The organism is Candidatus Phycosocius spiralis (assembly GCF_030158815.1).
Lineage (GTDB): Bacteria > Pseudomonadota > Alphaproteobacteria > Caulobacterales > Aquidulcibacteraceae > Aquidulcibacter > Aquidulcibacter spiralis.
Genome location: NZ_BPFZ01000007.1, coordinates 113,174 through 135,538, shown reverse-complemented (window position 1 = coordinate 135,538; position 22,365 = coordinate 113,174). Strand labels below are relative to the sequence as shown.

The window sequence follows — 22,365 nt, the reverse complement described above, 5'->3', positions numbered from 1 at the left end:
GTTTGAGATCAAAACCAGTAGCCAAGGGCCATAACGTTGAGATCAAGCCCTTGAACTTAACATGGTGAATCCCAAAAAATTGCTCACTCAATCCATGGCTAAAAATTATCGCGGCCTATTGATCAACCACGTCACTTTGGCTAGGGCAGACAATTGGGATACACCTTTAGGAGAGGCCAAATAAACATCTTCCCAATGAGGGTGAAATTTGTTTTTAAACCGCCTTACCCCTTTGAAATTATATAATTTTTCACCATGCTCAAACATGAGCTTACCCACACTGGTTAAAAAAGGTGATTGCATGCAAGGCTCAACACCCGCAAGTGGGGCGGTATTGAGATCAAACTCACGATAGCCTTGGGCTTTGGCCCATAAAAAGAGTTCAGCAAATAGGAAATCCATGACACCATTGGGTGCATCGTCGCCATAACGCATGAGATCAACCCCCAGTCGGGATTGATCAGCTGTCGGCCAAAGGGTGGCAAACGCAGCTAAATTACCCGTTTCTGTGCGCACCGTCGCCAAGGGTAGCCGGTCAATATAATGGATATCAAATCTTCCGAGCCCAAAGCCTTTTTCCCCACCGGCTTGATGGGAAAGCCATTGATCGGAAATCACCTGCAAACGCCCCAGATTGGCGCGCACGGCTCCAGGACCTTCAACACAGACCCGGAAGTTGTTCTTGAGGTGCCGATTGCGGTGGGTCCGAATAACTTGGCGTTGCTTGCCTTCTAAAGAAAACTGGGTCAAATCCAGTATCGCTCGCTCTCCAGTTTTGAGCTTCCTTAAGCCCAAATGCTGCGCAATGGAGTCAAAACTCGGTCCAACCCCATAAAAGGAAGGTTGCTTCTGACTGTGTTGGGCTAGATCAATGAAGTGACGTGCAAGGTCTAAGGCCTCATCTGCCAAACCAACAGGCCCGCCAAAAGCTAGCCAATTTGCCCCCTCCGGTGCATAACTTATGAAGCTGCGGCCTGAGGATGAAAACAATAATCTTTTATCGCCAAGCAAAGCAGCATTGGATTGGGGTTCACACCGATTGGCACGAGACAAAATCATATCGGCGCGTGCAAGATCGCCTTCATGCACTTCAAGCCGCGGCGTGGGGCGACCAAAACGACGGGGTAACAAACGCGATGTGGCTAATTCAACTGTCATACTCATCCCAGTAGGTGTAGCAGCATGTAATTAAGTAAAGACTGACATGTAACCTCAAATGCCCATCTGGCGTTAAGTATCTTTTGACCTATATCTGTAGTGACATTCGGAGCATTACCTATGCTATTTTCGATGAATAAGAAATTACAAATGCCAGCCGTTCACGAAACTTTGATCGGTCGGGCAACAAAAATGCAGGTGCCAACACACCATTATGTGAATGGTAACTCCCTCCAAGGACCATGGCCAGAGCCCTATAAGACCATCCTATTTGGTTTAGGCTGTTTTTGGGGGGCAGAGCGTATGTTTTGGCAGCAAGAGGGGGTTTATAGCACGGCCGTGGGCTTTAGTGCTGGCTATACACCTAACCCGACCTATGAAGAAGTTTGCTCTGGCCTCACCGGCCACAATGAAGTTGTTCTGGTGGTCTATGACCCAAATCGGATTGGGCTCAAGCACTTAATTGCGTTATTCTTTGAGAATCATGATCCAACTCAAGGTATGCGCCAAGGAGGCGACATTGGGACCCAATATCGTTCTGGAATTTATGTAAGCGATGCACAGGAATTGGCCCTCGCAAAGGTCATGTGTGCCGAATACGGTGCCGCCTTGACCAAATCAGGCTTCGGGGCCATCACGACCGAGGTCAATCTAGCTTCAGAATTTTACTATGCAGAAGAATATCACCAGCAATATTTGGCCAAAAATCCCGGAGGCTATTGCGGTCTTGGTGGGACTGGTGTGTCCTGCCCGATTGGAACTGGGATTAGCGCCTGATGTGATGGTGCTGGAGTGAATGATGTTGATGCCATCATTGTTGGGGCAGGTGCGGTTGGGCTGGCTGTTGGGCGGTCTTTAGCGGTACGGGGATGCCAAGTCATTGTCTTGGAGAAAAACGGCCGATTTGGAGAGGAAACCTCGTCGCGCAATTCTGAAGTGATCCATGCTGGCCTGTATTATCCAACTGGATCTTTGAAAGCCCGTCTATGTGTCGCTGGAAAGCATGCCATGTACGCATTTTGTGCGAAGCGGGGTATAGAGGCGCGGGCATTAGGCAAATTGATCCTGGCACCATCATCCAGTGATTTAGCAGCACTTGAACAACTGTGCGCTCGCGGGCATGCCAATGATATCCCTGACTTAGAATTGATCGGACCCGATCGTATCAAAGGTATGGAGCCAGAAATTGTCGCCCAGGCGGCGATTTGGTCTCCTTCGACTGGGATTGTTGACAGCCATTCCTATATGCTTGCCCTGTTGGGCCAGATCGAGGACCACGGTGGTTCACTGGCTCCCTTTGCACCGTTTCTAGGGGCAACGCCCATTCCAAATGGGTTTGAAGTTCGCGTTGGCGGGCAAGAACCCATTGTCTTAACCACGTCCAAGCTCATACTCTCGGCCGGGCTTTGGTCCACACACGCTGGCCTTGCCGTTGATGGTTTGGATCCCATCCACGTCCCAGTGACCCAGTTCGCAAAGGGAAATTATTTTACCTATGGGGCCAAAACGCCCTTTACCCACCTCATTTACCCCATGCCCTCAGCTGGTGGTCTTGGCATCCATGTAACACCAGACATGAACGGACATGCACGTTTTGGCCCTGATGTGCAACATGTGGAGACCCTAGATTACCGGGTCGATGAAAGCCGTAAATCGGTTTTTGCTGCTTCGATCAAAGCCTATTGGCCGAAAATAGATGAAAGGCTGATGCAAGCTGACTATAGTGGTATCAGGCCCAAAATCGGTAAGGCACTGACCCAGTTTGAGGATTTTCAAATCCTCGATCATACAACCCACGGCTTGAATGGCTTAATGTGCTTATTTGGCATCGATTCTCCTGGCCTGACATCCTCTTTCGCCATTGGCGAAGAGGTGGCAAGCCGATTTGGCCTCCCTTAAACGCTTACCGATAGGGCAAGAGCATCCAACAAGCCGGCCATGGATAAGATGTGCCCTTCGTCTGAACACTTGCCATCAAAGGAAGAATTTAGCCTTCTGATCACAAAGAGCGGGCCACAAGCGCCACCATCTTCCTATGAACGACAGGGTCGAATAGTGTTGCGCGTCGAAGCCTTGGCGCAACGAGCTAAAAAGCATTTTCACACCGAAGTCCTTGGTGCCCTGCCCTATGTTGCCACGATCACTAGCACAATCGTCACGAGCTCGCCTAAGGATGAGCGGGGGTAGGGCGAGGGGAGAAATGTGTGGAGACTAAAGCTTAGGACACGCTTTTGGCGCCTATTCTGGCACAAAACCGCTTATCGATGATGGACCGGCGTTTTGTCGCGTCAAGTCCAAATTTCCCGGAAAACTGTCTAGGGAAATCTGCCAAACCGGCGCAGCGAAGCTTCGGGCGCGACCTGTCAAATTCGCCCTCAAACAACTCAATGAGGCCTTTGGGGTAGGCGTGGCCTGCACCAAAGCCTTCCTAAACGAAAACAAAACGAGCTATTCGTCGAACCTAACTAAGTTTGGCAAATCGTTACCAGCACCGACCATCATCACCCAAGCCGATCAATAAACCCGCAGCTTCGGGGGAATCGTCGCCACGTCATTGCTCATTGTGTTCATATGAACAGGGCGATAGTCGATTTTGACGGAGCCGCTGGCTTCATCATACCAGGTGAGGGTGTGCTTCATCCAATTGACGTCATCGCGGCTGGCATAATCCTCGCGTGCATGCGCGCCCCGGCTTTCGGTCCGATTGGCCGCACCATACATGGTAACCATGGCTTGGCTTAATAGATTGTCGAATTCGAGTGCTTCGGCAAGGTCGGAGTTCCAGATCATTGAGCGATCGGTAATCCCAATATCGGGCGCGCCGGAGAACACTTTGTCCATTTCCTTGCAGCCTTCGTCCAAGGTTTCCCCTTCACGGTAGACCGCACAATGGTTCTGCATGACCTTCTGCATCTGTAAGCGTAGCGCCGCCGTTGGCGTGCCGCCCTTAGCTTGGCGAAAGCGATCAAGACGTACCAGATGGCTATCGGTCATAGCATCGGTGATTTCTGGCTGGCGGGCACCTGACTGCACCGTCTGCCCGCAGCGCAAGCCGACGGCGCGACCAAAGACCACCAAATCGATCAAGGAGTTTGAGCCCAAACGGTTCGCGCCATGCACCGAAACACAAGCCGCTTCACCCACTGCCATCAGGCCGCGCACCACTTGATCAGGGTCGCCACCGACTTTGGTGAGCACTTCGCCATGATAATTGGTAGGTATACCGCCCATATTATAATGCACGGTTGGCAGAACTGGGATTGGCTCCTTAGTAACATCCACCCCAGCGAAGACTTTGGCGCTTTCTGAGATGCCAGGCAGGCGTTGCGCCAAGATTGCAGGATCCAAATGGTCCAGATGCAGATGGATATGATCCTTGCCCGGACCAACGCCGCGGCCTTCACGAATTTCCATCGTCATGGCGCGTGACACCATATCGCGTGGGGCGAGGTCTTTTACGGTCGGTGCATAACGCTCCATAAAGCGCTCACCCTCTGAATTGGTCAGATACCCACCTTCGCCGCGTGCGCCTTCGGTGATGAGGCAGCCGGCACCATAAATGCCCGTGGGGTGAAATTGCACAAATTCCATGTCCTGAAGCGGCAAGCCTGCACGCAACACCATCGCATTACCATCACCGGTACACGTATGGGCACTGGTGCAGCTGAAATAAGCGCGGCCATAGCCACCGGTTGCCAGAACCGTGCGCTGGGCGCGGAAGCGGTGCAACTTACCCGTCGCCAGTTCCCAAGCCGTGACTCCGATACAGGCACCTGTGTCGTCCATAATGAGGTCGAGCGCGAAATATTCGATGAAAAATTCAACGTCATATTTGAGGGAATTGCCATAAAGTGTGTGCAGGATAGCGTGGCCCGTGCGGTCGGCGGCGGCACAGGTGCGCTGTACAGGGGCTTCGCCATAATTGCGGGTCATGCCGCCAAAGGCGCGCTGATAGATTTTGCCTTCCTCGGTGCGGGAGAAGGGGACGCCCCAATGCTCTAACTCATAGACGGCGGCTGGTGCATTGCGGGTCAAATATTCAATAGAGTCCTGATCGCCAAGCCAGTCAGAGCCCTTAACGGTGTCATACATATGCCAGCGCCAGTCATCTTCACCCATATTGCCAAGGGCGGCAGAGATACCCCCTTGGGCAGCGACGGTGTGGGAGCGGGTTGGAAAGACTTTTGATATGCAGGCCGTTTTTAAACCTTCTTGTGCCGCACCCAAAGCTGCGCGCAAACCAGAGCCACCCGCGCCGACAACAACAACATCAAAACTATGGTCATTCCACGGATAGTTCGCCGTCATAGGCTTAAGCTCCAACGAATACTTTGGCGATACAAAGCATGGCAATAATTGCTAAGATAGCGGGGATGGCCGTATTGGCGAGGAGAGAAACAGAACGGGGCACAGGGCCTGAGATATAATCCTCTATCACGACCTGTAGACCAAGGCGCATATGATACAAGCCCGTCAATATCAAAAAGGCAGTAAATGCTGCGTTCCAAGGCTGGCGCATCCAAGACTGCACGCTCAAAAAGCTGCCATCCGTCGCCAAAATAATCGACAGGCCAAACCAAGGTAATAGAAACGCCAAGAAGATGGCTGTAACGCGTTGTTGGATAAAATGGCCGACCCCATGCTTAGCCGAACCAAGGCCGCGGGCGCGAGACAAAGGTGTACGTAAAGAGTACTTCATGGTCTGCCCCTATGCCAAAAACGCGAGTGTAAAAACCACGATCGCTCCAAAAGCCCCCGCAATAATCGTCGCCCAGCCAGTAGCAGTTGCAACCTTGGGCGCAAACCCTTTGCCCGCGTCCCACGCCAAATGCCTGACGCCATTGGCCAAGTGGTAACAAGCCGCAGCCGTGATCCCAAAAAGCACCAACAGGCCCAATGGGCTCATTAATAAACCCATAAAGCCGGCATAAGCTTCAGGCCCACTGGCTAAAGCTACGATCCAAGCGGTCAAAATCATCGCACCCACATAGAGCGCGACACCTGAAGCCCGGTGAAAGATAGAGGTTGCCATCGTCACATGCCAGCGCCAGATTTGCAGATGTGGCGATAAAGGCCGTGGGTCGTGTGCTTGTGGACCTGCCATGTTTAACCTCAATTTACGTCCGTGTGACATGGAAGAGACTAGCCGCTTCGTCAATGTTTCTCTTCAGGCAGAAAGCAAAATTTGCCTTTGGCAATGTTGAACTGCTTCGACTCACAACATTGTTATTTCTGAAAGCAACGGAAATACCGAAGCTGTGCGTATAGTCCGTTACATATTAATCGATCGTTTTGGCCAATAGCCAAACGCGCCAAAGCTAGGTCTCCCCGATGTCGCTTCGTTTGACATTATTCTGCAGCGCTGCTGTGCTTTTCCCTATGGCCTTGTCCACGCCCGGCTTGGCCCAAGCAGTTGATCCAGTCGATCCCCCTGCCCCAGAAGAAGAGCGGCCTGTTGAAGAAATCATCGTGCGTGCGCAGCGCGGGCCAAATTCTGTGCCGGGTGACGCGATACCTGAAACAACATTGGAAGCGGTTGAGATTACCGCCCTTGGCGCATCCAATATCGCTGAAGTCTTGTCGGCTATAGGGCCGCGAGCAGGCTCGGGGCGCGGGCGTGGCAGTGGCCCGCCGGTTATATTGCTGAATGGTCGTCGGATCGGCAGTTTCCGCGAAGTACAAGGGCTGGCGTCCGAAGCTATTTTGCGTGTCGAAATTTTTCCAGAAGCAACCGCTCTCCAATATGGCTATTCAGCCGATCAGAGGGTGATCAATTTCATCCTCAAAGACAAGTTTCGCGCGATCACTTCAGAGCTGACGGCAGGAAAAGCCGCGAAGGGTGAGCAGTCACGTGGAGAAATCGAACTGGGCGTATTGAATATCGGCGCTAAGGGCCGCCTATCTGTTAATGGCGAAGTTTCCAGCCAGACTAGCGTTACCGAAGCCGAACGTGGCGTGCGCCGCGCCGATTTCCCAACCAGTGCAGCGTTTAGAACAATCTTGCCTAAGATAAACACCGCAGAGCTGGGGATTAGCTATAATCACAATTTCGGCAAGTCGATGGCGGCAGCTTTTGACCTGCGCTTTAACGCCAACCAAACCCAAGGCTTACTCGGGCTAACTCAAAGCCCAACTGGGCTTCCTGTCGCAAACGCTGTCATTGAACGTTACGCCAAAGTCGATAATTCGCGCGCGGCTTTCACCCTCAATGGCACCACGTCTGGCTGGCAATGGACGGCCACGGGCTCTGCCGATCAAACCAAGTCCGATACCAAGACCTTTTCGCCATTTTCGCAAAACCAAACAGCCGCTTCCACGGCTCTTGTTTATGAAGCGATCTATAACACAACCGGGCCCCTGATGGACGTTCCAGCTGGACCCATCCGTGGATCGTTCCGCCTTGGCTATCAAGATCGCCAACTAGACGCCCAATCGGTGCGCAATGGCCTTACGACCCCCACCAATCTTAGTCGGGGCGACGCGACCGCGCGGGCCAATTTTTCGATCCCCATCACCAGTCGTCGATCAAGCTATGGTGAAAGCTTTGGCGATCTAAGCTTAAGCGTGAATGGCTTTTACACCGATCTATCAGACTTTGGCGGGCTAGACGGTGGTGGACTGGGCGTCAATTGGTCGCCCATTACTTCAGTGCGTCTATCGGTTGCTTATGATGCTTCTCAAGCCCCACCCAGCATTCAACAATTGGGCAATCCTATATTGGTGACGCCAGGTTATGCCGTGTTTGATTTCCAAACGGGCCAGACGGTGTTAGTCGATCGTACCAGCGGGGGAAACACAAATCTGAAGGCCGAAAGTCGCGCTGACACCACCTTGAGTGTCAATTACGCGCCCGCCAATCTAGAAGGCCTAGACCTCACACTGAGCTACGCCCTCAATACCAGTAAGGATACTGTCGCATCCTTCCCGGCCCTTACCCCTGCCTTAGAGGCCGCTTATCCGCGCCGCTTTGAACGCAATAGTGCTGGCGTTCTAACCGGAATTGATCAGCGCCCGATCAATTATGATTCGGCTAAAAGCGCGATTTTGCGCTATGGCTTTTCTTTCTCCAAAGGCTTTGGGCCCCAGATCGGGCGCGGTCCCGGTGGTCCCAGTGGAGGCTCCGGTGGGGCTTCTGGTATGCCAAGGCCGCCTGCACCAGCGGCTACTGCCACTCCCGGGCAAGCAAGCGCCCCAAGCAGGCAGACCACCCACCCTCATGACGCTGCTGGCACAGACCAAGCGGCCACGCCGACACCCCCCTCAGGTGGGCAAGGCGGCTTTGGCGGACGTGGTGGCCCGCCCCCGTTTGTCTTTTTTGGTGGTGGCGGCTTTGGTGGAGGGCCCGGTGGCGGTTTTGTTGGTGGCCCTGGTGGGCAAGCTGGCCGGTGGAGCGTCTCTATCTTTCATACAATTAGACTTGAAGACTTTATCATTCTTGCCCCAAACCTACCCAAGCTCGATTTGCTGGACGGAGCAGCGGTGGACGAAGCGGGCGGTGCACGGCGCCACTCGGTAGAGTTTGCAGGCGGTTGGACCTTTATGGGCATCGGTTTTCGCATGTTTGGCGATTGGCGGGGCGAAAGCAAGATTATCGCAAGCGCCAGCGGTGTGCCAAATGCGAGCGACCTTTATTTCGACGATCTGTTCACCGTCAATCTGCGTGGTTTCTTGAATTTTGAAGCCCGACCGCAATGGGTAAAGAAAGCGCCTTTTTTGAAGGGTTCTCGCTTGATTTTGCGGGTCGATAATCTAACCGATTCAGCCCAAATTGTCCGCGACTCAAAAGGGAATACGCCTGAAGCCTATCAAAAGGCGCTTTTGGCACCCGTTGGGCGCTCGGTCGAGTTGAGCTTTAGGAAACAGTTTTAAAGCCCGACAATTCAAGCCCACCTGCTTGGCGCGATTGACTTCTTGGCTTGGCCTCGCTAGTAGCGCGCGTTCAAATTTCATCTCGATCAGGGCGGCTGCCCGCCAGGAGTAACTGCCGTGAAACGCACGTTTCAACCATCCAATCTCGTCCGCGCACGCCGCCATGGCTTTCGTGCCCGAATGGCATCAAAGGGCGGTCGTCTGGTCCTTGCCCGTCGTCGTGCCAAAGGTCGTAAGCGCTTAAGCGCTTAGGATTAGGGGCGGACTGGACAGAAACATGTCCAACGGGTCCGATTTTTATGCCCTCCAGATTGATCGGTTGCGCAAGCGGCCCCAGTTTCTTCGTGTCGCGCAAGGCGCTAAAGCCAGTGGGCGCTATGTGTCATTACAGGTTTGCCGCAGTGATGATAGCCCATCCCAACAAGCCCTAGCGCGTTTTGGTCTGACTGCTTCCAAGAAAGTTGGTAATGCCGTGCTTCGTAACCGGGCCCGTCGCAGATTAAGATCTGCCATGTTACAGCTTTTATCGGTTCATGGTCGGCCTGGTTTTGATTATGTTGCTGTTGCCCGCACTGCAAGTGTGACCGCAGATTGGCCCGCCTTGCTTGACGATCTTACAGCCTTGTTCGTAAAGCTATCTTCACGATTAGCCACTGCCCACACAACCGCCGAAACACCTTAAAGCCACAGCGAAACTTTAGAAGCTGACAGCAAGGACCCCTATGGCCCCGTCTCCTATGTCTTCACCGCCCTCTACATCAGATACCAAAAATCTTGCGATCGCAATTGGGATATCACTAGCCATTCTATTGGGTTTTCAATATTTTTATGAAGCCCCACGTGAGCGGGCGCGCTTGGCTGAGATGGCCCAAAAGCGCGAGGCCCAAGCGGTAGCCAAAGCTCAAACCGCACCAGGTGCCCAACCAACGGCAAACTTAGAAACAACAAAGGGGGTCAGCACACCTGTAGATCGGTCCCAAGCACTGGCATTGAGCCAGCGTATTCCCATTGAAGCCAATAGCGTCAGTGGCTCTATTTCCACCTTAGGTGCACGCTTTGATGACCTTGTGCTTAGACGCTATCGGGAAACCATAAAGAAGGATTCCAAGGCCATCACGCTTTTGCACCCCCAGGGCACGGCCGATGGTTATTATGGTTTTTTCGGCTTTACGACCACGGACCCAATTGCTGGCACCTTACCAGGCCCTAACACTGTGTGGACAGCGGCATCCGATGAAAACCTTACCCCAACCACGCCTGTCATCTTGACCTATGACAATGGTCAAGGTCTCAAGTTTGAACGCACGATCAAGATTGATGGGGATTATTTGTTCACCATTACCGACCGTGTCACCAATACTGGTGCCTCACCGGTGACTTTGCAAGCATATGGGGCTTTGCGCCGCCATGCCAAGCCAAAAGAAGCCCCCAATGGCATTAATCATGAAGGGATGGTGGGTGTATTTGACGGCAAACTTAAGTTGATGGACTATAAAAAGCTCGAAAAGGGGGAGGCATTGCAGCAATCCGCCACAGGCGGCTGGCTGGGCATCACCGATAAATTCTGGCTGTCAGCGCTTATTCCTGATCAAAAGACCAAGCTAGTCGGGGCCTATAAAGTCACGCAATTGCCCAATGAAGAGGTTTTTGAAACAAGCTTTATTGCAGCACCGGATTCCTTAGGCATCGGACAAACCATTTCGAACACTCACTATCTGTATGCAGGTGCCAAGCGGGTATCTGAGCTGCGCAGTGTGGGTGCACAGCTTGGTCTAGCACGCTTTGAAGATGCGGTGGATTGGGGCATGTTCTGGTTTCTGACCAAGCCATTTTACGCCATGCTAATGTTCTTTAACGGCTTGGTTGGGAATAATATTGGCATCGCTATTTTGATGGTCACGGTTGTGATCAAAATCGTGACCTTCCCCTTGGTCTATACCAGCTATAAGAGCTTCGCGAAGTTGCGCGATCTCGCCCCCAAAATGGCTGAGATTAAAGAACGTTTTGCCGCAGATGTGCAGCGCCAGCAGCAAGAGACCATGAAGCTCTATCAGAGTGAGAAGATCAATCCGGTTGCGGGTTGTATCCCAGCCCTCCTGCAAATGCCAATCTTTTTTGCCTTGTTTAAGGTTTTGTCGATCTCGCTGGAACTGCGCCACGCGCCGTTTTATGGCTGGATTCCCGATCTTTCGGCGAAAGATCCAACCACGATTTTCAACCTATTTGGGCTTTTGCCATTTGACCCCACCGCTTTGCCACTTATCGGTACGTTCTTGGCGATTGGTGCTTGGCCCATTTTATATGGGATTTCTTTCTGGCTCCTGCAAAAAATGCAGCCCACAGCGACAGATCCGATGCAAGCCCAGATTTTTGCGCTTATGCCGTGGATTTTCGTCTTTGTGTTCGCGGGCTTTGGTTCTGGCCTCGTGATTTATTACACATGGTCGAACCTGCTCACGATTGTGCAGCAATATGTGATTGCCAAGCGCTCTGGCACGTCAAATCCAATTGATGAGTTTTTTGGCAAGTTTGGCAAAAAGACTGTGACCTGATGGGCTATAAGCCAATGCTCCCTGCCCACGCACTGCCACGCGGTGAGCGACTATTTCGGTTAGAGCCCCGCTTCTTGTGGGCAGCCAAAACTATGGCGGACCTGCCACCTACAGGCGCACCCGAAGTGTGTTTTGCCGGGCGATCGAACGTGGGAAAGTCTAGCCTTGTCAACGCATTGGTTGGCCGCAAGGGCCTGGCGCGCGCATCCTCTGAGCCAGGACGAACCCGTGAGCTGATCTTTTTTGGCATCGCTGGAAAAGACGAAATCGATAAAATTCGCATCGTCGATTTACCGGGTTATGGCCATGCGGTGGCCTCCAAGACTGAGATTGCCCGCTGGAATGAAGCTACGCGGGATTTTTTGCGTGGGCGGGTCACTTTGAAGCGGGCTTTTGTACTGATTGATAGTCGCCACGGACTCAAGCCCAATGATTTAGAGGTGATGAGCCTGCTTGACGCTTCCGCACTCGCTTATCAGATCATTTTGACCAAGATCGACAAATTGAAGAAGGGCGAGCTTGAAGGGGTGGTGGAACAGACCCGCGAAGGCCTCAAAAAGCGCCCAGCAGCGCATCCGGAAATCTTGCCCATCTCCTCGCATGAACAGATCGGTATAGATAGGTTGCGCGAGGAGATCGCCAATTTCGCATTGGACTTTTGAGGGTGCGGTTTCTTGCCGAAGCCCTCACGAAATCAAATCAAGCTCAGGTGCTGCATGCTGGTTCGCCGCTTCTGCGGGCAGATAGCATGATACAGTGACACCGCGCGGTGTTGGTGAAGCGAGTGAGACCCAGCCACCATGGAGTTCAACAAATCGCTTGACTAAGGCAAGACTAACTCCAGCTCTGCGATCCCCGTCAGCAAAACCCTCAAACACCGAAGCCTGTCTGTTGATTTCAATACCTGGACCCGTATCACTGACCCATAGCCGCACGCTACCTTCAAAGCGTCTAGCCCCCATAGTCACTGTATCGCCTTTGCCAGTAAAGCGCAGTGCATTAGAGACTAAATTAAACAGGATCTGACGGATCCTTGCGTTATCGGCACGTATGACCCCAACGTTGTCATCGCAATCAACAAGGATTTTAACTTGATCATTGCCCGATGAGGTTCGTGCAATCTCAGCAGTAATTTCAAGCACCTCACGCACATGCACATCGCCAAGGTCCAATGACATTTGCCCAGCATCAATCATCGCCAGATCAAGAATGTTTTCGATCAATTTGCCCAAATGACTAGAAGCCGAGCCAATGGCACTTAGATAATCGGATTGCGCTGGGGTTAAGCTGCCCCCCACACCGGCAACCAATAATTCAGTATAGCCACCAATCGTGGTCAAAGGGGTTCGCAATTGATAACTGACATTACGGACAAATTCGGTTTTTAAGCGATCGGCGTCTTGAAAGGCCGCTGCTTTATCGCGCAAAGCCATTTCAACCTTGCGCGCTGCAGTAACGTCGGCAAAGGCGGCCAAAGTTGCCCCATCGGGCAAAGGGCGTGTCAGCCAAGTAAGGCTCGTGCCATCCACACAGATGAATTCACCCTGCTTTTCTTGACGCGATTGGGGTGAGGGGTCAGAGATACGGGCCTTGAGCTCATTCCAAAACGCGCTATCGCGGTGGATCAAGATCGCGCGTTCAACAACCAGATCAAATTCAGGCAGTGCATCCAAAAAGGATTGTTCAAGCCCCCACATGCGTGCGAAAGCACTATTGGCTAAGGAAAGCTTCCCATCGGCGGTAAAGACGGCCACCCCTTCACCTAATTTATCTAGCGTGGCGCGCTGCACTTCAATTAAGGTCTTAAAGCGCGCCTGCAAACCCATTTTGTCAGAAATATCTTCAAAGAGAATCAACAAGCCACCAGAGGGTTGGCGCTGGCGGGCAACCCGTAAAATCCGCCCATCCGGCATGGTCCAAGTCTGGTCAGGAATAAGGCCAGGTTCTTGATAATAAGAGAGTTCTTGAGCTTTCCACGCAGCGAAATCGCGTGCTGAGGCAATTTTGGCTGATTGCCGCAACCGATCAAGCCATTCACCATGGCTTGGCCCCTCATTCAGCCAAGCATCCTCAAGGCCCCATAATCGACTAAAGGCAAGATTATGCGTTGTTAGCCTGCGGGTGGAATCAAATACCACAACTGCATCTGTTAGATGATTGAGCGTTTCTTCGTGGGCCTTAGCTTCGCGGGCCAAGGTGTCGCGTGTCTCGATCTCTTCTGTAACATCAAAGGCAACTCCAGACGCCCCATCATGGGCGGGAAACAAACTGATGCGTAATATCCGCCGTTTGCCATTGATCGTAATGGGCCTTGTAGAGGTCGAACTGCGCCCTTTGGCAGCAAGGGTTGCATCTTTGCGCGCCTTGCGATCCAAAGCGCAATCGCGCGCGCGGGCGTCCTCCAGATCATGGGCCTCGACCGCTTGAAGATAGGGGTGATTGGCCCATAATAACGCGCCTTGACTGTCTGTACGCCAAGCTGGAAAGCTCGCTTGTTCCGCGCCCGCTAAGTCTCCAGCAGGTGCACCTGGCGTCAACCAAACAATTGCTTTGGCTCCATGGGGTTTACCTTGAACCTCAAGGCCAAGAACCGACAGGGTGAACGCTTCTCCGCGTTGGCGTAAGCGATTAAGCCGTGCGCCTAATTCGGCAGATGCTGCGGCCAAAGCCTCTAATATATCAAATGTGGAGGGGGCCGTGTCTAACGGGTCTGTGCTTAGGCCTAAACGCTTGACCAACGCAGCACGAGTGGCTGTGTCAGCCTCTTCTTCAGGTTGGCCCCATCCCGCGCCATCATCATCATCAGGCCAGACCAAAGCGACTGAGCCTGAAGCCGCAATCGCAGCACTGGCTCTAGGCGTTGTTAGGGGTACACGCCTTTGCTTACCGAGCTGAAATGCAAAATAAGCCGCTACCAATCCAGCCCCGCCCGCTGTGAGGATATCGCTGCCCCATTGGGCTAAAAAAACTGACAAGTCCAAGGGCACTTTCTGCACCTATCTACTCGCTTCAAAGGTAAAAATTAAGTATAAGCTAATAATGGTTAACAAAGGTTAATTTTTACGACGGGCAGGTGTTGTTATTCACAGGTTTTCTTTAGCTCAGTCCGCCCAGATAGACGTATTTTAACTCTAAATATTCTTCAACCCCATGGTGGGATCCTTCACGTCCAAGCCCGCTTTGCTTGATACCGCCAAATGGTACACCCACTGAGGATGTGATGCCTGAATTCACACCGATGATTCCCGCTTCAAGGGCTTCTGCCACACGAAAGGTACGTGCTAAATCTTTTGTATAAACATAGGCTTGTAGGCCAAATGGCGTGTCATTGGCTTGGGCTAAGGCGTCAGCCTCTTCTTTAAAAACAAAGATCGGTGCCACGGGGCCAAACGTTTCTTCTTGAGCAAATTTCATGGCGGCAGTCACTCCCGTGATCACCGTTGGTTCAAAAAATGTGCCGCCTAATGCCCCTACCTTGCCCCCAATGACCAATTTTGCACCTTTTTCCAGCGCGTCGGCCACATGGCTTTCGACCTTGGCTAAAGCCGCCTTGTTAATCAAAGGACCTTGGGTGACGCCTGTTTGCGTGCCCGGACCCAATTTCATCTGCGCCACTTTTTGGGTGAGTCGCTCAACAAATGCATCATGGATACCTGCTTGCACATAAAGGCGATTCGCGCACACACAGGTTTGGCCCATATTGCGAAACTTTGAGGCGATCGCACCCTCTACCGCCGCATCGAGGTCAGCGTCATCAAACACCAAAAAGGGCGCGTTGCCGCCAAGCTCTAGCCCCAACTTTTTGACGGTATCGGCGCATTGACGCATCAGGAGCTTGCCGATGGGTGTTGAACCGGTGAAGGATAAGCCGCGCACGATCTCGCTGGCACACCAAACTTCGCCAATGGCTTTTGCATCGCCTGTGACCACGTTAAACACGCCCGCAGTAATCCCGGCCCGTTGTCCTAATTCAGCTAAAGCCAAAGCGGTAAAGGGTGTTTCTGGCGCGGGCTTTAACACCATAGTGCAGCCCACTGCCAAGGCAGGGCCAACTTTACGAGCAATCATAGCAGCAGGGAAATTCCAAGGCGTGATCGCGGCCACCACACCAAGGGGCTGGCGCAGCACCAATATGCGGGCATCAGCTTTTGGGGACGGCAATGTCTCGCCATAAATCCGCTTGGCCTCTTCGGCGTAAAACTCAATAAACGATGCCGCATAGGCTATCTCGCCGCGCGCTTCGGCCAAGGGTTTGCCTTGTTCAGCTGTTAGGATGTGGGCGAGGTCTTCTTGATTGGCCATGATTAAATCAAACCACTTCCGTAAAACCGCACTGCGCTCATGAGCGGTTTTGGCGCGCCAGTTTGGTAAGGCGGCGTTTGCGGCAGCAATAGCGTCATGGGCAGCCTTGGCATCCAGATTGGGCACTTTACCAATTTCTAACCCTGTTGCAGGATCAAAGATGGCTTCTTCAGCAACACCAATCCACATCCCATCAATCAGGCATTGGCTACGCATTAAATTAGGATCACAAAGCTTCACCTTAGAGCCTCCTTGGCCGACTACACGCGTTTAGGGCAGTTTGTCTCGCAGGGCGTACCATGACATGGCGGCCGCTAATAAAGGCCAGCGTAGAAGACGACCCCCCGGAAATTGGGGTACAGGCACTCTTGAAAGCACGTCTTGATAGCCACTTTGACCTAAAACGCAGGCCGCCAGAATTCGCCCAAAGAAAGGCGCTAAAACCACCCCTTGACCCGAATAACCCGAAGCACTGATCAAGCCCGGTGCCAATTGATGCAAAAAGGGCAGCCGCGTTGGCGTAATCCCCAAAGCACCACCCCAAGCATGGGTCAGCTTTATCCTCTCAAGGCTTGGATAAATTTTTATAAGATTCCTGCGCACGAACGTGCCGACATCAGTTGGCCAGCTTGGCGTATATTTTTCACCACCGCCAAAAATGATCCGATTATCTTGGGTGCGGCGCCAATAATTGACCACAAAGCGGGTATCCATCGCAGATTCTTTATTCGGCAGGATTTCGCTATCCTCAGCTAAGGGCTCAGTCGCGACAATAAAGCTGCCAATGGGTAAAACGCGCGTCTCTACACGCTGGTCAATGCCGTCCATATAGCCGTCACCGCATAATAAGACATGATTGGCAAGGACTTTCCCCTCGGAGGTTCTGGCAAAACGCTTAAGGCCTTGGGTGCCAATTTCAATCACAAGGCTATGCTCATAAAGGGTAGCGCCTTCCGCTAAGGCCGCGTCTGAGAGGCCATAGAGCAGCTTGAGTGGGTGGAGATGGCCTGCACTGGTGTCGCGCCAACCGCCAAAATAGGCCTTACTTCCCAAGGCATGCTCAACTTCTTCCTGGTTCAGGCGCTGTGGCGCTTCAAAGCCATAGACGCGCGCCATATGGTCTGCGTCATAGTCCAAGGCCTGCATGAGGCGAGGTGTGTGGGCGGCAAAAATCTGCCCTGCCATCCAATCCGCATCGATGTTTAGGGTCTGCATACGACTAAAGAGGTCGGCTTTTGCATCTTCGGCTAAGGTCCAAAGGGCCCTAGCATCAGCTTGACCCATGCGCTCTTCCAACCAGATTTGATCGTGGCGCCAGCCTGAACAAGCCAGCCCGCCATTGCGCCCCGAAGCGCCAGCGCCCACTTCATCTGCCTCTAGAACCACCACTTTTAAGCCTGCTTGTGCAAGGTCAAGAGCTGCCGACATCCCAGTATAACCTGCTCCGACCACCACTACATCGGCGCTGATTGTGTTGTTTAGCGTTTCACCAAGGGCAAAGCGGCGCGGTGCAGAAGCATGATACCATGTGCTGCGCGCACTCGCCTCAGCATGCACATGGCGGGAAGGGGATGTAGGCAGGTGCATTTGTTATAACAAATGACCCAATCAGCCCAAAGGGTCAAGCCGTTTTAGGTAAAGCTAGGTTGGCTTTTTGAGCATCGCTTGCAAATGCCCGATAGCTGGCAACAAAACATGATGGGCAAGGGGGGCAACCAAGGCCCCAACCATCAATCCGAAAATGGCCCCAATGATTGCACTCACCAACCAAATCACGAACCCTTCTAACGGTGGAATAGCACTTCCCACCATAGACGCGACATGATGGATTGCTTCCTCGGGTGCACCATAGCCCAATTCATGGAGACCATGGATCAAAATGCCACCACCCACCCACAACATCGCCACCATGCCAAGCCAACTTAAGCCTTTTAGAAAGATTGGCATGCCCAAAACCAAGCCACGCCCTGCACTGGCGATAAACCCACTTTTGGACCGCGCCATTGCCACACCCGCATCATCGGCTTTCACGATAAGCGCGACCGCACCATACACCAAAGCCGTCATGCCCAGGCCCACAACCCCCAATACGCCGCCCTGGAGCCAAATCGGCGCTGTTGCGACAGTTGATAGAGTGATCGCCATGATTTCAGCCGATAGGATAAAATCCGTGCGCACGGCGCTGGCTACTTTTTCATTTTCTAATTCAATAGGGCTAAGATTGCTCTCTTCGTCTTCTCCCCCATGGTCATCGCCATGGCCTTGTTGCTTTTGGAAGATATCATGAACCTTTTCAAAGCCTTCCATAGACAAATAGGTCCCGCCCAGCATCAAAAGGGGCGTGATGGTCCAGGGTGCAAACAAGCTTAAGAGCAAAGCGCCTGGCAATAAGATGATCAGCTTGTTTTTAAGAGACCCCCACGCAATCTTGGCGATCATTGGCAATTCACGGTCTGCTGCAAAACCTACGACATAGCGTGGAGTCACTGCAGCATCATCGATCACAATGCCAGCGGCTTTACTTGCAGCCTTACTGCCTGCTTTGACCGCTTGGGTGGCAGCGTCATCTAAACTGGCGGCCGCAATTTTTGCTATGGCGGCAACATCATCCAGCAGTGCCAATAAACCTGTGCTCACCGACTATCCCCTTGAAACCTGATCATACTATAGGGAGGTTTGATACCAGATGCTATGCATCAATTGGGTTTGGGGCGCACAATATGGAATTAATAACTTGTGTTGGGATCACTTCTACTAGATCAAGGAACCACCGCTCGTTCAAAGGTCCACGCATGACTAAATCAAATTCTGGGTTATTTTTTGAGCATTTTCATGTCGGCATGATGTTGCGCCATGCGACACCCAAAACCCTGACCGAAGGCGATGTTGCGCTTTATACGGCCCTGACTGGCTCGCGCTACGCCCTTTATAGCTCAGACGCCTTCGCCCGCGACGGCGACCTTGATGGCGCACCGATTGATCCATTGTTGGTTTTCCACACAGTGTTTGGCAAAACCGTGCCTGATATCAGCCTTAATGCGGTGGCAAATTTAGGCTATGCCTATGGTCGATTTTTAGCCCCGGTTTTTCCAGGCGACACACTTTGTGCCATTTCAGAAGTGATTGGGGTTAAAGAAAATACCGATGGCAAAACTGGCATCGTCTATGTCCGTACCACGGGCCTCAATCAACACGGCGAGGTAATCCTAAGTTATGTGCGGTGGGTGATGGTCAATAAGGCCGACCCCGCAGCACCCGCACCAAAGCCAGTGGTCCCAGACTTGCCAGACTATGTGCCCGCAGAGGATTTACCAACCCCCACACCGGCTTGGTCAAAAAATTATGACCAGCAATTGGCAGGCTCCCCCTTTGGGTTTGAAGATTTCCAGATTGGTGAATGCATCGACCATATTGATGGCATGACGGTGGAGGAGGCGGAGCATCAACTTGCCACAAGGCTTTATCAAAATACTGCAAAAGTGCATTTTAACGCCCTCGTCCAAGCCCAATCGCGCCATGGCAAACGCTTGATTTATGGTGGTGTGGTGATTTCCTTAGCGCGTTCCTTGGCCTTTAACGGCCTTGCTAATGCAGCAGAAATATTGGCCATCAATGGTGGGCGTCACATCAAGCCCCTATTTGCTGGCGACACCATTTATGCGTGGAGCGAAGTGCTTGACAAAGCCATGCTCAACCAAGGGCAAGGCGCGCTGCGATTGCGCCTGATCGCCACTAAAAATGTCTCCGCCCATGCGTATCCAGGGGTCGATCATCCCGATGCGATATTAGAGTTTGATTATTGGGCCGCCATTCCTCTTCGTTCCAGCATGGTTGACTAAATGGCATTTGTGCTTGACCCGCGCCTTGAGGCCGAAACTTTGTTTGCGGTTTCGCTGCCGATTTGCGACGTGCGTGTCATGAATGATGCGCGTTATGCCTGGTTGATTGGTGTGCCGAGGTTGGCAGGAGCGACCGAATGGCATGATTTACATGCACAAGCGCGCATGCAAACTTTTGCAGAGGTGATGGCGCTCAGTCATATCGTCTCCGCGACTGAGGGTGTGGAGAAGGTCAACATTGGCGCGCTGGGCAATATCGTGCGCCAATTCCATGTACATATTATTGGGCGCAAGCCATCTGACCCCGCTTGGCCCGGCCCCGTATGGGGGCATAGCCCCGCCCAACCCTATGAGACAGGGGCCGCTGATGCCCTGATTCAAGCTGTGAAACGCCTTTTGCCATGGACGTGAGCAAAGATGATCTCATCCTTGCACTTGAGGTGCTGTGCCGCAGGGCAGGTAAGGCCATTTTGGATGTAAAGGCCCAAGGTGTTCACGCACACTTTAAGCCCGATGGCTCCCCGGTTACACAAGCCGATCTTGCTGCTAATGCTGTACTCTTACAAGGCTTAGAGCGCCAATTGCCCGACTGGCCATGCATAAGTGAGGAAATGGAAGGAATTCCCCAGGCACTCAAGGATCCCCATCAGGACTTCATTCTGATAGATCCCTTGGACGGGACGCGTGAATTTATCGATCATGGTGGGGATTACACCGTGAATGTTGCACTGATTCGCCAGCGACGCCCGATTTTAGGCGTCGTGCATATGCCTGAAACGGGCCTATCTTGGATCGGAGATTGTCGATCTGAACACCCAAAGGCGTGGCAGGTATCGGCGGATGGGGCGTGGCAGCTTGTGCGGGTTCGCAAGTCGAAAGCCGCTTTAACGGTCCTATTATCGCGTTCCCATGGCGACCCCGAAACCAAGGCATTTCTTTCAATGCTGAACCTAGGCGCAAGCATCATGCGTGGGTCGTCCTTAAAATTCTGCTTGATTGCACGCGGCGACGGCGACCTTTACCCCCGTTTTGGTCCGACGATGGAGTGGGACATTGCCGCCGGAGATGCAGTACTCAATGCTGCTGGTGGGCAAGTTTTGGGATTGGATGCTAAGCTATTTCTTTATGGCCAATTTGAGAAAGCCTTTAAAAACTCGGGCTTTTTAGCTCTGGGAGATCCAGCAATAGCGCGGCGTCTTTTCTAGCATGACTATAAACTTTCGTGTCCTCAAAAGGTAAACTGGCTTTGGCCAAAGCCTTAACCCAAAACCTGTATGATCGGCCTTCGCGCTCCTAAAATTGAAATCGTAGTTGAAGAGTTCAAGAAGATTGGCAGCCCAAAGGTTCATGAAACAGATCATCATGAAACTTGACCTGAGTAATCTTTATACGGATTGATATTTATGGCCACACACCATAGATTTTGTCATGGCAGCTTATCATATCAAGCTTATGTTGACCTTAACAGGTTTACACCACTTCCTGATGCAATTTGACAACCAAATCTGGGTTCAATGAGAGACGCTGCGCTAGATCGGCCAAATAGACTTTCTCCGCTTTGCCATTTGGATTGATCGCTATCAGAGAGGCTGCATATATCTCAGCTGCCATTTCTGGGCTTGTGGCATCTTGCACCACTTCTTGAATGTCGAGTGGTTTGGCTAGCTCATCGAATAAGAAGGATTTCTCTGCGTCTGAGAGATCTATTTTGGCCAAATGGTCAAACAATTTAGCTTTTTCTCCTGCCTCAATGTGCCCGTCGGCTTTCATTGCGGCAATCATGGCCCGCAAAGTCGCTTTGCCAACCAGTTCTTGGGCCATCGGTGTGCTGGGCAGAAACAAGTCCGACGGAGTTGATCCTTGAGACGAACGTCCATGATGCTTCTGATAGGCCTGATAGGCTAGAGTGCCAAGCGCTGCAATTCCGCCCAAGGTTGCGGCTTGTCGGCCAAATTTGCCTGCCGCGCCAGATAGGAATATGCCGCCTAATACCCCAGCAGCCCCTGCACCAAGTGCCAGATTTTTCGCATCCTGATCACTCCTGATCCGATCGATCCCTGCTTGACCTTCGGACTTGATCGCTTGAATGGCTTTAGGCAATTCATGTTGCAGGGCTGCAAAGATTTTATTCGCATCGAACATGGGGTAAAGCTCCTAGACTTGGACCATCGTACATGGTGCTTAGCATTAGATGGCCTGCTCCAGTCTGGATGCAAGAGCGTCATCACAAAGAGTTGCTCAATCGACTGCCTCGGTGTAACAGCCCGTCCACAGATCTGGAGATTGGCCGCAATAGCTCAGTCGGTAGAGCACATCATTCGTAATGATGGGGTCGCAGGTTCGAATCCTGTTTGCGGCACCAGTTTTTTCTTTAAAAATCAATATTTTATAGCCGAAGTCAAGTTTTAAAATAGGTCTAATTAGATACCTATTTTTGGTTTGCTACCAATTTGCTAGCAAGGATTGGAGGCTTTGGCGGGTGAGGTGAGTTGTGGAAAAACTTGCACGCACACTTCTAGAGGCGGACTAAAAGCAAAATCTAGCGGGTTTTGACCCATTTTTAATGTCGTATTTTAAGGTGCTTACTGGCGCTCTCTCGTTTAGCTTCCCATCAAGAACATATTGAGTTGATCGTAATTGCGGTT

General features: G+C 52.2%; 19 protein-coding genes, 1 tRNA gene and 1 CRISPR repeat array (1 of these 21 running past the window's edge). Of the genes, 11 read left to right on the top strand and 9 right to left on the bottom strand.

Features of this window, described 5'->3' with window-relative positions; translation table 11 throughout:
• Positions 1-105 precede the first annotated feature (105 nt).
• Positions 106-1,158 carry a phosphatidylglycerol lysyltransferase domain-containing protein gene (locus PsB1_RS07055; protein ID WP_284360025.1) on the bottom strand — a complete coding sequence of 351 codons (1,053 nt, stop codon included), beginning with the start codon at positions 1,156-1,158 and terminating at the stop codon, positions 106-108.
• A 120-nt stretch (positions 1,159-1,278) separates the two neighbouring features.
• On the opposite strand from PsB1_RS07055, the gene msrA reads away from it, so the two are divergent.
• The gene (gene msrA, locus PsB1_RS07050; RefSeq protein WP_284360024.1) at positions 1,279-1,935 is read left to right on the top strand and encodes a peptide-methionine (S)-S-oxide reductase MsrA; all 657 of its coding nucleotides are present in this window, start codon (positions 1,279-1,281) and stop codon (positions 1,933-1,935) included.
• Positions 1,936-1,950: 15 nt separating this feature from the next.
• Positions 1,951-3,057 (top strand): NAD(P)/FAD-dependent oxidoreductase, encoded by a 1,107-nt coding sequence (locus PsB1_RS07045; protein WP_284360022.1) that lies wholly within the window; start codon positions 1,951-1,953, stop codon positions 3,055-3,057.
• A gap of 615 nt (positions 3,058-3,672) precedes the next feature.
• On the opposite strand, the gene sdhA is transcribed toward PsB1_RS07045, so the two are convergent.
• From sdhA to sdhC, 3 genes are read right to left on the bottom strand one after another with little or no spacing between them, the layout of a single operon-like run.
• Positions 3,673-5,466, bottom strand: a complete 1,794-nt coding sequence (sdhA, locus tag PsB1_RS07040) for a succinate dehydrogenase flavoprotein subunit (RefSeq protein ID WP_284360021.1) — start codon at positions 5,464-5,466, stop codon at positions 3,673-3,675.
• Between the two features lie 4 nt (positions 5,467-5,470).
• Positions 5,471-5,857 (bottom strand): succinate dehydrogenase, hydrophobic membrane anchor protein, encoded by a 387-nt coding sequence (gene sdhD, locus PsB1_RS07035; protein WP_284360019.1) that lies wholly within the window; start codon positions 5,855-5,857, stop codon positions 5,471-5,473.
• A gap of 9 nt (positions 5,858-5,866) precedes the next feature.
• Complete coding sequence (sdhC, locus tag PsB1_RS07030) at positions 5,867-6,262, bottom strand: succinate dehydrogenase, cytochrome b556 subunit (RefSeq protein WP_284360017.1); 396 nt, start codon at positions 6,260-6,262, stop codon at positions 5,867-5,869.
• A 227-nt stretch (positions 6,263-6,489) separates the two neighbouring features.
• Between sdhC and PsB1_RS07025 the strand changes: the two genes are divergently transcribed.
• The 5 genes from PsB1_RS07025 to yihA all read left to right on the top strand — a co-directional run bounded on the left by PsB1_RS07025 (position 6,490) and on the right by yihA (position 12,241).
• Positions 6,490-9,027, top strand: a complete 2,538-nt coding sequence (locus PsB1_RS07025) for a TonB-dependent receptor (protein WP_284360016.1) — start codon at positions 6,490-6,492, stop codon at positions 9,025-9,027.
• 117 nt (positions 9,028-9,144) lie between these two features.
• The gene (gene rpmH, locus PsB1_RS07020) at positions 9,145-9,279 is read left to right on the top strand and encodes a 50S ribosomal protein L34 (protein ID WP_284360014.1); all 135 of its coding nucleotides are present in this window, start codon (positions 9,145-9,147) and stop codon (positions 9,277-9,279) included.
• A 25-nt stretch (positions 9,280-9,304) separates the two neighbouring features.
• Positions 9,305-9,709, top strand: a complete 405-nt coding sequence (gene rnpA, locus PsB1_RS07015; protein ID WP_284360013.1) for a ribonuclease P protein component — start codon at positions 9,305-9,307, stop codon at positions 9,707-9,709.
• Between the two features lie 55 nt (positions 9,710-9,764).
• Positions 9,765-11,579, top strand: coding sequence for a membrane protein insertase YidC (gene yidC, locus PsB1_RS07010; RefSeq protein WP_284360012.1), 1,815 nt, complete (start codon positions 9,765-9,767; stop codon positions 11,577-11,579).
• A 14-nt stretch (positions 11,580-11,593) separates the two neighbouring features.
• Positions 11,594-12,241: a ribosome biogenesis GTP-binding protein YihA/YsxC gene (yihA, locus tag PsB1_RS07005; protein WP_284360011.1), complete on the top strand. Its 648-nt coding sequence runs from the start codon at positions 11,594-11,596 to the stop codon at positions 12,239-12,241.
• Between the two features lie 24 nt (positions 12,242-12,265).
• Here the strand turns inward: yihA and PsB1_RS07000 are convergent, their stop codons facing one another.
• The 4 genes from PsB1_RS07000 to PsB1_RS06985 form a co-directional block, all read right to left on the bottom strand.
• Positions 12,266-14,554, bottom strand: a complete 2,289-nt coding sequence (locus tag PsB1_RS07000) for a sensor histidine kinase (RefSeq protein WP_284360010.1) — start codon at positions 14,552-14,554, stop codon at positions 12,266-12,268.
• 121 nt (positions 14,555-14,675) lie between these two features.
• Positions 14,676-16,097, bottom strand: a complete 1,422-nt coding sequence (locus PsB1_RS06995; protein WP_284360043.1) for an NAD-dependent succinate-semialdehyde dehydrogenase — start codon at positions 16,095-16,097, stop codon at positions 14,676-14,678.
• 54 nt (positions 16,098-16,151) lie between these two features.
• Positions 16,152-17,468, bottom strand: a complete 1,317-nt coding sequence (locus PsB1_RS06990; protein WP_284360008.1) for an NAD(P)/FAD-dependent oxidoreductase — start codon at positions 17,466-17,468, stop codon at positions 16,152-16,154.
• A gap of 54 nt (positions 17,469-17,522) precedes the next feature.
• The gene (locus PsB1_RS06985; protein ID WP_284360007.1) at positions 17,523-18,518 is read right to left on the bottom strand and encodes a DUF808 domain-containing protein; all 996 of its coding nucleotides are present in this window, start codon (positions 18,516-18,518) and stop codon (positions 17,523-17,525) included.
• Between the two features lie 155 nt (positions 18,519-18,673).
• Between PsB1_RS06985 and PsB1_RS06980 the strand changes: the two genes are divergently transcribed.
• Genes PsB1_RS06980 through cysQ form a run of 3 tightly spaced genes read left to right on the top strand, consistent with a single transcriptional unit; the run spans position 18,674 to position 20,925 of the window.
• Entirely contained in the window at positions 18,674-19,720 is a 1,047-nt protein-coding gene (locus PsB1_RS06980; RefSeq protein ID WP_284360006.1) for a MaoC family dehydratase, read from the top strand.
• Positions 19,721-20,131 carry an HIT domain-containing protein gene (locus PsB1_RS06975; protein ID WP_284360005.1) on the top strand — a complete coding sequence of 137 codons (411 nt, stop codon included), beginning with the start codon at positions 19,721-19,723 and terminating at the stop codon, positions 20,129-20,131.
• On the top strand, positions 20,122-20,925 hold the full coding sequence (gene cysQ, locus PsB1_RS06970; protein ID WP_284360003.1) for a 3'(2'),5'-bisphosphate nucleotidase CysQ: 804 nt from the start codon (positions 20,122-20,124) through the stop codon (positions 20,923-20,925). The genes PsB1_RS06975 and cysQ overlap by 10 nt, the downstream gene beginning before the upstream one ends.
• Before the next feature lie 265 nt (positions 20,926-21,190).
• On the opposite strand, the gene PsB1_RS06965 is transcribed toward cysQ, so the two are convergent.
• On the bottom strand, positions 21,191-21,862 hold the full coding sequence (locus PsB1_RS06965; RefSeq protein ID WP_284360002.1) for a tellurite resistance TerB family protein: 672 nt from the start codon (positions 21,860-21,862) through the stop codon (positions 21,191-21,193).
• 144 nt (positions 21,863-22,006) lie between these two features.
• Between PsB1_RS06965 and PsB1_RS06960 the strand changes: the two genes are divergently transcribed.
• Positions 22,007-22,082 (top strand) — tRNA-Thr (locus PsB1_RS06960).
• Positions 22,083-22,356: 274 nt separating this feature from the next.
• A CRISPR array of direct repeats spans positions 22,357-22,365; the repeat unit is 36 nt (it continues 820 nt past the right edge of the window).

Excerpts from the sequence above, each read along its gene's own strand:
- PsB1_RS07055 (WP_284360025.1), bottom strand. The coding sequence starts at position 1,158 with ATGACAGTTGAATTAGCCACATCGCGTTTGTTACCCCGTCGTTTTGGT.
- msrA (WP_284360024.1), top strand. The coding sequence starts at position 1,279 with ATGCTATTTTCGATGAATAAGAAATTACAAATGCCAGCCGTTCACGAA.
- sdhA (WP_284360021.1), bottom strand. The coding sequence starts at position 5,466 with ATGACGGCGAACTATCCGTGGAATGACCATAGTTTTGATGTTGTTGTT.
- sdhD (WP_284360019.1), bottom strand. The coding sequence starts at position 5,857 with ATGAAGTACTCTTTACGTACACCTTTGTCTCGCGCCCGCGGCCTTGGT.
- sdhC (WP_284360017.1), bottom strand. The coding sequence starts at position 6,262 with ATGGCAGGTCCACAAGCACACGACCCACGGCCTTTATCGCCACATCTG.
- PsB1_RS07025 (WP_284360016.1), top strand. The coding sequence starts at position 6,490 with ATGTCGCTTCGTTTGACATTATTCTGCAGCGCTGCTGTGCTTTTCCCT.
- rnpA (WP_284360013.1), top strand. The coding sequence starts at position 9,305 with ATGTCCAACGGGTCCGATTTTTATGCCCTCCAGATTGATCGGTTGCGC.
- yidC (WP_284360012.1), top strand. The coding sequence starts at position 9,765 with ATGTCTTCACCGCCCTCTACATCAGATACCAAAAATCTTGCGATCGCA.
- yihA (WP_284360011.1), top strand. The coding sequence starts at position 11,594 with ATGCTCCCTGCCCACGCACTGCCACGCGGTGAGCGACTATTTCGGTTA.
- PsB1_RS06995 (WP_284360043.1), bottom strand. The coding sequence starts at position 16,097 with ATGCGTAGCCAATGCCTGATTGATGGGATGTGGATTGGTGTTGCTGAA.
- PsB1_RS06990 (WP_284360008.1), bottom strand. The coding sequence starts at position 17,468 with ATGCACCTGCCTACATCCCCTTCCCGCCATGTGCATGCTGAGGCGAGT.
- PsB1_RS06980 (WP_284360006.1), top strand. The coding sequence starts at position 18,674 with ATGACTAAATCAAATTCTGGGTTATTTTTTGAGCATTTTCATGTCGGC.
- PsB1_RS06975 (WP_284360005.1), top strand. The coding sequence starts at position 19,721 with ATGGCATTTGTGCTTGACCCGCGCCTTGAGGCCGAAACTTTGTTTGCG.
- cysQ (WP_284360003.1), top strand. The coding sequence starts at position 20,122 with ATGGACGTGAGCAAAGATGATCTCATCCTTGCACTTGAGGTGCTGTGC.
- PsB1_RS06965 (WP_284360002.1), bottom strand. The coding sequence starts at position 21,862 with ATGTTCGATGCGAATAAAATCTTTGCAGCCCTGCAACATGAATTGCCT.